Genomic DNA, 12,284 nt, shown 5'->3' on the forward strand with positions numbered 1-12,284 from the left:
CCGACACGAGGCTGTCGGGATTGCGCGTCACCGTTACGCGGTCGTTGTGACCGCAAAGACCGCAGACGTGCAGCTTCCGGCATTCGATCTAATCATGCAGCAGCGTCATCGCGCGTCTTTCTGTCTCACGTCCTGATCGAACGGCTCTCCCGCGGAGCGAGAAGGCACGGTTTGCGCGCCACCGGTGCGCGTGCATGGGAGCGTTCGCATCGCAAACGCGGGCTGGGGCGCTGGCGGCGTTGGGCGAGGCTGTCACGGCAGTTGGAGATGTGCCAGGCATTTGTTTCCACATTCCTCACCAGCGACTCTACCGATGCAGCACTGTCATCCGCATATCGAACCTTCATTCGCCCTGCGGGCACCTTGTTCCATCAAGGGGACCGAGGTCCGATGGGAAAAGGGGAAGTGGTAACCCCACTGCCGGTGGTTGCGGCGCGGTGAGGCGGTCGACCAGCAGCTGTTCGAATGCCGGCACGTCCACCGCATGCACCACCGTCTGCGCCTGCTCGCCCAGCCCGGGCTGATACCCCGGTGCCCACGACAAGATGTCGCCGTACCCGGCATCGAAGGCGGTGTTGGTGTCGACGTACAGCGTTTCGGTGCGGGTGGCCAAGTCGGGGCGCAGCCACACGGCCGTGGCCAGTTCGTCCCACATCGGAAAGCCCGGCTCGCGGCGGCGCAGTGCATGGCCAATCGTGGTGTCGGCCGCACTCATGCGCGCCAGCAACTCGGCGGTGAGTTCGGTGGCGGTGGAGGGGTCGACCGGCACCATGGTGATCTGCCGCCACGGCGCGCGCATGACGATGCTGGCCGCTTCCGGGTCCCAGCGGATATTGAATTCGCGTCGCGGCGAATTGACGAACTCGCGTGCGAATTGCTGCGCACTCACGCTGTTGCGTTGCTGCCGTGGATTGAGGCTGCCACCCATATAGACCAGCTCGCGCGCCAACGTGGCAAAGGACGGGTCCAGCGATTGCGCCAGTGCCAGATTGGTCAACGGGCCGGTTGCGATGATGCTCACCTCGCCCGGGTATTGACGCACCATGCGCAGCATGAACAACGCGGCCGGCTCGTCTGCGGGGCGCACCACGCTGGGATTGCCCAATGCCAGCTCGGGCACCACATCGTGGGCGTGATAGCGCGGCGCGCTTTGCACGGTGTCCCCGTCCACCCAGTGCCTGGTCCATGCGCCTTTCCAGACGAGTTTGCCGTACAGCGCTTCCCAGCGCTCGGTGGCCAACTCGCTGTTGAGCAGCGGATGCACCGGGCCGGGAAGCACTGGAATCTGCGGATGGCCAGCCAGTTCCAGCAGGCGGCAGGTATGCGCCAGCGCCTCATCGCGCCAGATATTGCCGCTGACGGCACTGATGCCCAGCACCTGCACGTCGGGCGATTGCAACAGCAGCAGCTGTGCGGGCGTGAAGCCGTCGATGTCGTCTTCGAGAATGACGCGGCGTCTGGATGAGGGGCGGTGCGGATCGTTCATTGCGTTCTTGTCGTGGAAGGTTGAAGGCGTTGCAACGGCGATGGAGAGAGGCATTTGTGGGAGCGTGTCTGCGCGCGACGGTGCGTTACCGGTTAAGCCCGTTCGTACTCGGGCGCGCTCCTACGTTGCATATGTCATGTCGTTGTCGGTGCTATCTGTGTTGCAGCAATAGCGTGCGCTCGTACTGGGCCAGGTCGGTTTCCAGCTGCCATTGCAGCCGCGCCTTCTCGCTGCCCTGGCGGAATGCGCGACAGGCAGCGTCATCGGTTTCGCGCTGCAACGCAGTGGCGCAGGCCTGCGCAACTTTACCGTCGGCATCCCACAGGCTGGTGCCCGGCAGGAAGCTGTAGGTGAGGCCATTGCGGGCCAGCTGTTTGAGCGTGGGGTAGTCGAGGCCTTGTTCCTGCATCGCGCGTTGGTACTCGTGGGTCATGTCCGCACGCGAGACGCCGGCATCGTCGGTGGACAACACCACCGGCACGCCGGCACGCAGATACAGCGCCAGCGGATGCGCCATGCCCTTGACGCCCAGGATCACATCGTTGCTGGTGAGGTTGATCTCCACCGCAACCTGATCGCGTCGCATGCGTTGCAGCAGTGTCTCCGCATCGTCTTCGTAGGGCAGGTCCACGCCATGACCGATGCGGCGTGCACCGGCATCCACCGCCTGCCGAATATGCGAGCGCAGCTGCGCCGGCGGCACCAGCCCCAGCGCCAGCTCGCCGGCATGCAGCGACAGCGGCACACCGGGATAACGCGTTGCGAAGAAGCGGAACATCGCCATGTGCCGTGCGTAATCGGCCAGCGCCACTGGATTGTCTTCCGGCGCGACGATGTTCAGCGCCACCGCGCGGCTGCCGCCGGCCGCGATCAGCGCATGCGCCAGCGCCATCTGCCCGAACACCATCGGCTGCGGCAGCACGCGCAGCACATACGGAACATAGCGGTACTCGACCGTGCAGCCGGGGCGTGCATCGGCCTGGTCGCAACGCAGTACGCGCCGGACCTGCGCGTCGATGTCGGCAAGGTTGCGCTGCGCGGCCTGCACCAGCGGCGCCAGGTCGGGCTGCAACGCACGCAGATTGGCTGCGTCGTCTTCGCCCTTCCACGGCAGTAACTGCATGCGCTTGGCAGCCTGATCCATCTGCGGCGGGTTGGCGATGATTTCCACATACGGCACGCGGTCGCGTGCGGCCTGCTCCAGCACTGCGGCGACGGTGTCGGCAACGCGGGTGCGGACCACCGCATCGAACTTGCCGAAGGTGCTGAAGAACTGATCGTGGCCGCTGGGGTGCGTTGGGCCTGGCAGGAAGTTGCGCATCGACAGCGAATTCACCATCCGCCCGTACAGCGCGGCATTGCGGGTCGCCAGGCCGCCCGCCGGCTCCTGGCCGGCCCCGCAGGGCGGCGCGCGCAGGCTCAGGTCGTCCAGTTGCACGCAGGCGCCATCGTCGCTGGCCCACTGCAGATAGTCTTCCGCATACACCGAACCGGAGAGGTGGTTATGCAGGTCGCCACCTTTCGGCATGGCCTGCAGCCAAGTGCGTAGCTGTGCCGGCTGCGCGGCCGCCTCACGGAACAACTGCGACACCTGCAGTTGGCGTTGTTGCGCAGGCGCCGGTGCTGGTGTTGGCCGTGCGTGCACGGCAACGGGCAAGCACGCCCACACGCTCAGGATCAGACAGCGGCAAACAAATGGCATGCAGGAGACTCGTTTTGAGAGACGGTGGCGTGCGACGGCCGGCGGCCCCATAGCGTGCCCACCAGCGCGATCCGAAGCCACCCACGTACGCGCCGGCAAGCAGACCTGGAACACGTGGAGGCGCGCATCATTCCAGCGCATAGCGCAGCACGAACAAGCACGCGATGGCCCAGGTGGCCGGGTGCACCCCACGCCAGCGGCCGCTGCCGAGCCTGAGCGCGGCATAGGTGACGAAGCCGAACGCAAGCCCCGTCGCAATGGAATAGGTCAGCGGCATGGCGAGCATGCAGATGGCGGCCGGCAAGGCGTCGCCCACATCGTCCCACTGGATCTGCGTGCATTCGCGCAGCATCACCGAGGCCAGGTAGATCAGCGCGGGTGCGGTGGCGTAGGCCGGCACCATCGCGGCCAGCGGCGAGAACAGCAGGGCAAGCAAGAACAAGGCGGCAACCACCAGCGCGGTGAGGCCGGTGCGCCCGCCCACCTGCACGCCGGCGGCGCTTTCCACATAGGCAGTGGTGCTGGAGGTGCCGAGCAGCGAGCCGGCCAGGATGGCGGTACTGTCGGCAAGCAGCGCGCGGTCGAACTGGCGGCGCTGCGCGGGCGTGTGCAGCAGGCCGGCGCGTTGCGCCACACCCATCAGCGTGCCGGTGGCGTCGAACATTTCCACCAGCACGAACACCAGCACCACATGCAGCACCGCAGCGAGCGCACCGCCGCCGCCATGGCCGTGCAAGGCGCCGACGATATCCAGCTGCAGCAAGGTGGGCGCCAGGCTTGGCGGCAGCGCCAGGACGCCTTGGTAGCGCACCAGCCCCAACGCCAGCGCCGCGCCGGTCACCGCAAGAATGCCCAGCAACATGGCACCCCGCACGCGGCGCACTTCCAGCACGCCGATCAGCAGTAACCCGGCCAGCGCAAGCAGCGGCTCGGGCCGGTGCAGATCGCCCAAGGTCAGCAAGGTCTGTGGATGCGCCACCACCAGCCCGGCCTTCTGCAGCCCGATCAGGGCCAGGAACAAGCCAATGCCCGCCGCAATGGCGCTGCGCAAGGTGGGCGGAATGCCATCCACCAACCAGCGCCGCGCGCCGGTGACGGTGAGCAGCAGAAAGAGGCAGCCGGAAACGAACACCAGCCCCAGAGTCTGCTGCCAGCTGTAGCCCAATGTGGCGACCACGCTGAAGGCGAAGAATGCGTTCAGGCCCATGCCGGGCGCCATGCCGATGGGGTAGTTGGCCAGCACGCCCATCAGCAGCGAACCCAGTGCTGCAGCCAGGCAGGTGGCCACGAACACCGCGCCGTGATCCATGCCGGTGGTGGCCAGGATGTCGGGATTGACGAAGACGATGTACGCCATCGTCAGGAAGGTGGTGGCACCGGCCAGCAGTTCGGTGCGCACGCTGCTGCCGTTGGCGGCAAGCGCAAAACCGGGCCAGCGCATCAGCATGCGCTCGGGGCGTACAGCCGGTTGACGGCAGGACAAACGAACATCGGCAGAGATCTCATCGATACGGGGCGGGGTGCGTGGCAGGGCACGCACGCGGGCGGCCCATCTTGCCCTGTTGCGCTGCGCTTGCCACGGGCATCGGGCACGGATTGCGCTGCAGGAGCGTTTGCACACAGGTGCGCGGAAGCGTCACGCGGCATCGCGCATCGTTGCGGCGCATGCCGCGCCGCCGCTGCACGCATGGCAGCGCACGTGCCGTGGGCGATGGCGCGCTGTGTCGCCTGCCATCGTGAAGGGCAAGCGAGGCGTCAGGCTGCGCGAGGTGAATGACAACCGCAATGGCGCCGCGACGACCGAGCTCAAAGATCCAGCACCAACTGTGGCGAGCGGCTGCGCGAACAGCACACGGTGATCTGCCGGTTGGCGGCGCGTTCGGCGTCGCTGAGCACGCTGTCGCGGTGATCTGGCGTGCCAGCCAGCACGCCGGTCAGACAGGCGCCGCACATGCCTTGTTCGCACGACAGCGGCACCTCGATACCGGCATCGCGCAGGGCGCTGGCGATGCTGCAATCGGCCGGCACCTGCACCACGCGGCCGCTGGCAGCCAGTTCCACCTCGAACGCGCTGTCGGCATCGTGGGCGAGGCTGGGCGCGGCGGCGAAGTGTTCGCGATGCAGTTGCGCCGCCGTCCAGCCATGCGCCTTTGCCAGCACGGTGAAGTGGTCCATGAACGCCGCCGGCCCGCACAGATACAGCTGGTCGCGCGCACGTGCCTGGCGCAGTTCCTCGGGCACATGCACGCGTGGACTCTGCCCGCCATCGCTCAGGTGCAGGTACACCTGCCCATGCGTAAAGCCTTGTTGCAGCCGCTGCGAAAACGCCACATCCGCATGCCGGCGCGCGTAATAGTGCAGCACGAAGGCCTCGCCGCGCGCTTCCAGCGCCTCGGCCATCGACAGCAGCGGGGTGATGCCGATGCCGGCCGCCAGCAGCACATGGCGCTCGCCGGGGTGCAGCGGAAACAGATTGCGCGGTGTGGAGATGCGCAGGCGGTCGCCGGTTGCGAGCTGTTCGCACAGATGCCGTGAGCCGCCACGCGAGGCGTCTGCCAGCTTGACGCACAGCAGATAGTGGTCGCGCACATGCGGCGCGCTGGCGATCGAATACTGGCGAACCAAGCCATCCGGCAGATGCAGGTCGACATGCGCGCCGGCCTCGAAGGCCGGCAATTGCGCGCCCACCGGTTCCAGCCGGATCGCGCGCTGGCGGTGACCCTGATCGACGACGTCGGCAACGCGCACTTCATGCAGGCTCATGCGGGTGTCCTCGGCCGTCAGCGCAGGAAGAAGTCGCTATAGCCCTGGCTGCGCAGCCCGCGGCGATAGGCGATGGAACTGCGATCGGCGGGAATGTGCACTTCCAGCAGCGGGTCCAGCGGCAAATACTCCGGCCGCTGCGCTTCCACCATGGCGCGGTCTTCTTCGAACACGCGCAGGTTGAAGGCGTGCACGTCTTCCACCGGCAGATGGGTGTCGAAATTGCGCGCGATCGGCACCAGCAGCCGGGTGGCGTGCTTGGACACCGGGCTGGCGGCATTCATGATCACCAACCGCTTGCCCGGTACCGGGAAGTGGATGGTGAGCGTGGCGGTGAAGGGCAGATGCACTTCGAAGTGGCGTAGCCACTGGAAGTCCGGCGCCACGTCGGGCAGCGGCATGTCCACCGAATAGTTGGCCACGGTGCTCAGGTAATCGGCGTTGAAGCCGGTCGGCGTTTCGGTGGTGGTGTAGGCCGGCACTTCGCGCTTGTCCGGCTGTGCGAACGTGGCGGTGTGCACGAAGGCGAAATGCGCCACGTCGATGAATCCTTCCAGCTGCCGCGCGGCGCTGCCGCCGATGTCGAAGGCCGGGCAGACGATCTGCTGGAAGCCGTCTTCGTCCCAGCCCGGCATCGGTGGAATCTGGATGTCCGCATCGCTCACCCCGGCCGGCTTGGCCAGGCACACCCAGATCAGCCCGTAGCGTTCGGCCACCGCATAGGTGTGCAGACGCATCCTGGCCGGGATGTTCTGGCTGGGGCTGGCCGGGATATGGTTGCAGCGCCCGCCCGCGCCGAAGCGCAGGCCGTGATAGGCGCACACCACGCCGCCGCCATCGGCCGTGCCCATGCTCAGCGGCACCCCGCGGTGCGGGCAGACGTCGCGCGCGGCCACCAACTCGCTGCCCAGCCGGTACAACACCAGCGGCTCGTCCAGCAGGGTGGCCTTGAACGGCGCTTCGCTCACCTCGCTGCTCAGCGCCACCGCATGCCAGTGCCGGGCCAGGCGCTGCCAATCGGCGGCCTCGAAGGTGCAGTGCAGCGGCAGGGCGGGGACGGCGACATCCATGGGCGGTCTCTGGCGTGGGGCGGGAGCGGTGCCGGATTGACTCTAGGAAGCCGGGGGTGTGTGATCAAACATCGATTTTCAGCCCAGCCATTGCAAAAAATGCAACGCCAACCGAGCCCCGCCGCATGCTGACCTTTTCGCGCTTTACCCGGTATTTCATCGAAGTGGCCCGCTGCGGCAGCATCCGCAAGGCCTCCGAGGTGTTGCACGTGTCGGCGTCGGCGATCGACCGGCAGATCCTCAAGGCCGAAGAAGAACTGGGCGCCCAGCTGTTCGAACGCCTGCCCGGCCGGCTGCGGCTCACCGCCGCCGGCGAGCTGTTGCTGGTGGACGTGCGCGGCTGGGAGAAGGCATACGCACGCACCCTGGAGCGCTTCGACGAGCTCAAGGGCCTGCGCCGGGGGCATGTGGAGATCGCCATGATCGACGCGCTCAGCGAAGGCGTGGTGCCCGCGGCGGTGGCCGCGCTGGTGCAGGAGTACCCGGGCATCACCTTCAACCTGTCCACCGCGCGCAACCAGCGGGTGATGGAAATGGTGACCTCGGCCGATGTGGATATCGGCCTGCTGCTGGACCCGGTCAGCAGCGTGGACCTGGAGGTGCGCGCGTTTGCGGACATTCCGCTCGGCATTGCGATGCCGGTGGGGCACCCGTTGAGCACCCGTACCGAGCTGCAGCTGAGCGAGACGCTGGAGCACCGTCTGTTGCTGCCGGCCGCGCCGTTGATCGTCGGCGAGCACGCCAAGGTGCTGTACCAGCGCCAGCACATCGATGTGAAGCGGCTCACCCACTGCAACGACGTGCGCACCCTGCGCGGCCTGGTGCGTGCCGGCGCCGGCGTGGGGCTGATGTCGTGGCTGGACGCCGCCCCGGACGTGGCCGACGGGCGCCTGGCCTTCGTGCCGTTTCGTCAGCACCTGACCAAACCGATGACGCTGGCGCTATGCGTGGCCCCGCAGCGGCAGCTCTCGCGCTCGGCGCAGCTGGCGATCCAGGCGCTGGCGGCAAAGATCGATGCGATGGCGGTGCCGGCGGTGGGGTGAGTGTGTCGCGCAGGCGGCCCTCATCCCTGCCCCTCTCCCGCAGGGAAAAGGCCGTGCGTTCGTGCAGGCTCGTGGCTGCAGGCACCGCTGACCGCATGCAGATCCCGTTACGGATGTTCTTTCCCCCGCCTGCCGGAGCAGGTGCCCGCAGGGCGGATGAGCAACCTCACCCAGTACAATCACCCCTGTTCTTTCAGGCGATACCGCAGCATGCAATTGATCGATATCGGCGCCAACCTCACCCATGACGCGTTCGATCGCGATCGCGATGCGGTGCTGCAACGCGCACGCGATGCCGGGGTGGCGCAGCTGCTGATTACCGGCGCCAGCCGCGAGCATTCGCCGCTGGCCCTGCAACTGGCGCAGCAACACCCCGGATTTCTCTACGCCACCGCCGGCGTGCATCCGCATCACGCAGTGGAATTCACTGCCGAATGCGAAGCGGAAATGCGTACCCTGCAGGCGCATCCGCAGGTGGTGGCAGTGGGCGAGTGTGGGCTGGATTACTTCCGCGATTTTGCGCCGCGCCCTGCGCAGCACAAGGCCTTCGAACGCCAGCTGCAGTTGGCCGCCGATAACGGCAAGCCGCTGTTCCTGCACCAGCGCGACGCGCATGAGGATTTCATCGCCATCATGCGCAGCTTCGAAGGCCGCCTGGGTGCGGCGGTGGTGCACTGCTTCACCGGCACGCGCGACGAACTGTTCGCGTATCTGGACCACGACTACTACATCGGCATCACCGGATGGCTGTGCGATGAGCGCCGCGGTGCGCACCTGCGCGAGCTGGTGCGCAACATTCCGGCCAACCGGTTGATGATCGAAACCGATGCGCCGTATCTGCTGCCGCGCACGCTCAAGCCGATGCCCAAGGACCGCCGCAACGAGCCGATGTTCCTGTCGCACATCGTCGAAGAGCTGGCGCGCGATCGTGGTGAAGATGTCGCGGTGACCGCCGCCAACAGCACGGCCGCGGCGCGTGCGTTCTTCCGCTTGCCGGAGCCTGCCAGCGCCACGAGCGGCTGACAGCATTTCGCAATCGTGCTGCAATCGCGCGCTGTTACCGCAGTGCACACGTGCCGCACCGAGCCGGCCGTATCTGCCGGCGGTGAGCGCAGTGCTGCTGTGCGCGGCGCTGAGTGGATCGAGCTGCGCGCGGAAGTTTACGCGGCCAGCAATTCCCACCCCTGCGCATCGCGCAGGCGCAGGCCGGGTTCTGGCGCGTCCACGCTGATGCGCAGGCCGTCGGCCCAGGGCAGTTGCCGTTGTTGCGGAAACCACCGCCGGCGCTGGTCGACCACGATCAACAGGCCGTGGTCATCGCCCAAGGCCGCAAAGCCCTCCAGCGGCGGGGCGAAGGGTTGCAGGCCGAAGTGATGCGCCAGGCTGCGCGTCACCACCTCGACATTGCTGCTAGGCAGGCCGATTTCGCTCAGGCACCGCAGTTCTTCGCCGCCGAACTGGCCTTTACCGACCGGTGCATCCTGCAAGGCATTGCGCGCGATCAACTCCAGCACTGCGCCATCGGGCCCGGCGAAGTACACCGAGTGCGACTGCCACACGCCGTCCAGGGCGAAATGCTCGCGACCGTGTGCATCGCTCAGCAAGGTGGCGCGTGCGCCAATCCACTGCGCAGCGGCTTGGAAGCGCGACGGGGCCACGTTGAAGGCCAGATGCACGCTGCCCACCGGCCGCTGCGCCTGCACGCATTCCAGTGTGCTCCAGCCGATGCGCACCGCGTTGCCATGGATGGGCAACTGCAGTACATCGCGGTAGAAGCGCAGGGTCAGGTCGGGGTCCAGGCAGGGCAGTACCAGATGACGCAGATGCATGGCGGCAATGTCGTTGGAAAACCGGCATTGAACGACCTCAAGCGCAGTTGAGGTCAAGCGTTTCACTCTGCGCGTCGTAACCGGTGGTGAGTAAGTGCCGGCCTGCGGGCTGACCTGGCTTAGTTTTGCCTGCAATTGCTGGCATCGATCAATTTCAATGTTCACAGCCACTCGTTAGTTGCCCGACAGTTCGCTGCTTCGCAGGCCGGGCCTTCGCATACGCAAGCGGGATTTCCATCGGCGTGGACGCGGCGTGCGCATCATTGCCTATGCTTTAGAAAAGCATGGGAGATGTACAAATGGGAAACTGCCTACGCATACCCTCTGCAAACATGGCGCCCGCGTTGCCGGAGCATGGCACTGCCGAAGCGTCCACCAGCAACCCCATGCCGCATGCAGGAAATATGACGGCTGGGCCGCAGGAGCACACTGCCGTCGAGGGTTGCGCAGGACGCCAGATTGCCGATATGTGGCTGTCATCCCTGGAGCGACCGGCCCGCAGACCCTCCGGGAGTAGGAGCCAACCCACCGCCCAGTCGCGCCCCAATCGAAGTTGGAAAAGTTGACCGAGCAACGCCAATCGATGCTACAGCGCGCGATCATTCTGGAAGACCAGTGGCGGAGTCTTCAGGAACGCTGCGCGAGAACAGGTGTTGGCGGCCGGCAAGCATTCAATCTCGATATTCTCAAGGGAATCATTGACCGGGACAAACAGGCGTTGGAGCGCATGGGCGGTGAAGGTAGCTATATCGCTGAGCGCCACCTTCACCGAATCGAACGCACACTGCTGGATTTTCGACGTCCCCCCGCTCTGAGTAGCGGCCGGGTTTAGAGTCCGGGGTTGATGATATCGGTGTTGGCCAGCTGTTGGGCATACGCAGATGGCGTCATGCCGCCAATGGCCTTCTTGGGTCGCTCCTCGTTGTATTCGCGTCGCCAGCGTTCGATCTCGGTACGCGCATGCAGCAGGGTTGGGAACCAGTGCTCGTTGAGGCATTCGTCGCGCAGCCGGCCATTGAACGATTCGACGTAGGCGTTCTGGTTTGGCTTGCCAGGCTGGATCAGCCGTAACTGCACGCCACGCGCATGTGCCCAGGCCACCATCGCTTTGCCGCAAAACTCCTTGCCGTTATCTGTGCGGATCACCTGTGGCAAGCCGCGACTGTGCGCCAGCCGATCCAGCACGCGTGTCACGCCATGGCCCGAGATTGCGCGCTCCACCTCGATGGCGATCGCTTCGTGGGTTGCATCGTCCACGATCACCAGACACTTGATCACTCGGCCTTCGGCGCTGCGGTCGAACACGAAATCCATCGACCACACCTGATTGGCCTGCGATGGCCGCAGCAGCGGCTGACGCTCTCCTATCAGCACCTTTTTGCGCTTGCGGCGCCGGACCTGCAGCTGCTGCTCGCGGTACAACCGCTCCATACGCTTGTAGTTCACGATGCGTCCTTCCTGTCGTAATTTGAGATAGATCATCCCCACACCATAACGGCGATGGCGATGCGCCAACGCACAGATGCGTTCGCGCAGTTCGACGTTGCGATCTTCGCGCGGGCAATATCGCAGCGCACTGGCGCTCATGCCGATCACTGCCAACGCACGACGCTCGCTGGCACCACGCCCGATCCACTCGCGCACCAGCATGCGACGCGCCGGTGCGCTCACCACTTTTTTCGCTGTGCATCCTTGATCAGGTCGTTCTCGAACAGCTGCTCGGCCAGCAACTTCTTCAGCCGCGCGTTCTCGGACTCAAGGTCCTTGAGCCGCTTGGCATCGGGCACGCTCATCCCGCCGAACTTGCTGCGCCACAGATAATAGGAAGCCTCGCTGAAGCCATGCCGCCGGCACAGGTCCTTGATCGCCACACCGGCATCAGCTTCGCGCAGGAAGCCGATGATCTGTTCTTCAGAAAAACGCTTCTTCACGTCCAATCTCCTCGAGTTAGGGAATTGGACTCCAAACTGAGGTGCTACTCAAAATCGGGGGGGCGTCGTTCCAGCAGCAACTCCACCTGCGGCCACTTGCGGCGGAAGTCGCGAATCAGGCGCGGCACCACCGGGCTGAAGGCGGCAGAGGCGGTGAAGCCCAGGCGCAACCGTCCGGATTCGCCACGCGCCACCCGGCGTGCGGTTTCGGCGGCGCGTTCCACATCGGCAAGCACGCGCCGCACCTCGCCCACAAACGCCTCGCCAGCCGGAGTGAGCTCGGCGCCGCTGTGGGTGCGCCGAAACAACGGCGTGCCCAGCTCGCGTTCCAGGGTCTGGATCTGCTGGCTGAGCGGCGGTTGGCCAATGCCCACGCGCGCGGCGGCACGGGTAAAGTTGCCTTCTTCGGCAACCGCGAGGAAATAGCGCAGGTGGCGCAGCTCCATCCATCTGTTCCAGA

At 65.9% G+C, this 12,284-nt stretch carries 9 protein-coding genes and 2 pseudogenes; 3 read left to right on the forward strand and 8 right to left on the reverse strand.

Annotated features, from left to right (window positions below):
* Nucleotides 1-343: 343 nt before the first annotated feature.
* From ACCQ15_RS01490 to ACCQ15_RS01510, 5 genes are all read right to left on the reverse strand, one after another.
* On the reverse strand, nucleotides 344-1,486 hold the full coding sequence (locus ACCQ15_RS01490) for a nucleoside hydrolase (protein WP_046931962.1): 1,143 nt from the start codon (nucleotides 1,484-1,486) through the stop codon (nucleotides 344-346).
* A gap of 151 nt (nucleotides 1,487-1,637) precedes the next feature.
* Nucleotides 1,638-3,188, reverse strand: a complete 1,551-nt coding sequence (locus ACCQ15_RS01495; RefSeq protein ID WP_372381128.1) for an adenosine deaminase family protein — start codon at nucleotides 3,186-3,188, stop codon at nucleotides 1,638-1,640.
* Between the two features lie 127 nt (nucleotides 3,189-3,315).
* Nucleotides 3,316-4,629 (reverse strand): NCS2 family permease, encoded by a 1,314-nt coding sequence (locus ACCQ15_RS01500; RefSeq protein ID WP_338338830.1) that lies wholly within the window; start codon nucleotides 4,627-4,629, stop codon nucleotides 3,316-3,318.
* A gap of 365 nt (nucleotides 4,630-4,994) precedes the next feature.
* Nucleotides 4,995-5,951 (reverse strand): PDR/VanB family oxidoreductase, encoded by a 957-nt coding sequence (locus ACCQ15_RS01505; RefSeq protein WP_218507538.1) that lies wholly within the window; start codon nucleotides 5,949-5,951, stop codon nucleotides 4,995-4,997.
* A 17-nt stretch (nucleotides 5,952-5,968) separates the two neighbouring features.
* Nucleotides 5,969-7,021 carry a Rieske 2Fe-2S domain-containing protein gene (locus tag ACCQ15_RS01510; protein WP_011346019.1) on the reverse strand — a complete coding sequence of 351 codons (1,053 nt, stop codon included), beginning with the start codon at nucleotides 7,019-7,021 and terminating at the stop codon, nucleotides 5,969-5,971.
* A 125-nt stretch (nucleotides 7,022-7,146) separates the two neighbouring features.
* Here ACCQ15_RS01510 and ACCQ15_RS01515 point away from each other — a divergent pair, with 125 nt between their 5' ends.
* Entirely contained in the window at nucleotides 7,147-8,064 is a 918-nt protein-coding gene (locus tag ACCQ15_RS01515) for a LysR family transcriptional regulator (protein WP_008575625.1), read from the forward strand.
* A 210-nt stretch (nucleotides 8,065-8,274) separates the two neighbouring features.
* A complete protein-coding gene (locus ACCQ15_RS01520; protein WP_071118472.1) occupies nucleotides 8,275-9,087 on the forward strand; it encodes a TatD family hydrolase in 813 nt (270 codons plus the stop codon).
* 137 nt (nucleotides 9,088-9,224) lie between these two features.
* Here ACCQ15_RS01520 and ACCQ15_RS01525 read toward each other — a convergent pair whose 3' ends face one another.
* Nucleotides 9,225-9,893, reverse strand: a complete 669-nt coding sequence (locus tag ACCQ15_RS01525) for a VOC family protein (RefSeq protein WP_029818337.1) — start codon at nucleotides 9,891-9,893, stop codon at nucleotides 9,225-9,227.
* A gap of 332 nt (nucleotides 9,894-10,225) precedes the next feature.
* Between ACCQ15_RS01525 and ACCQ15_RS01530 the strand changes: the two are divergent.
* A pseudogene (locus ACCQ15_RS01530) lies at nucleotides 10,226-10,695 on the forward strand (hypothetical protein); the annotation flags it as partial.
* A gap of 26 nt (nucleotides 10,696-10,721) precedes the next feature.
* Here the strand turns inward: ACCQ15_RS01530 and ACCQ15_RS01535 are convergent.
* Nucleotides 10,722-11,824 (reverse strand): IS3 family transposase gene (locus ACCQ15_RS01535; protein WP_372381129.1). Its coding sequence is split into 2 segments (ribosomal slippage): nucleotides 10,722-11,578 and nucleotides 11,578-11,824, totalling 1,104 coding nucleotides; the frame shifts between segments, so codons are not numbered across the junction.
* A 68-nt stretch (nucleotides 11,825-11,892) separates the two neighbouring features.
* Nucleotides 11,893-12,270: pseudogene (locus ACCQ15_RS01540) on the reverse strand (LysR family transcriptional regulator); the annotation flags it as partial.
* Between the last annotated feature and the right edge of the window lie 14 nt (nucleotides 12,271-12,284).

It is taken from the genome of Xanthomonas sp. NCPPB 1754, assembly GCF_041475725.2.
GTDB lineage: Bacteria > Pseudomonadota > Gammaproteobacteria > Xanthomonadales > Xanthomonadaceae > Xanthomonas > Xanthomonas euvesicatoria.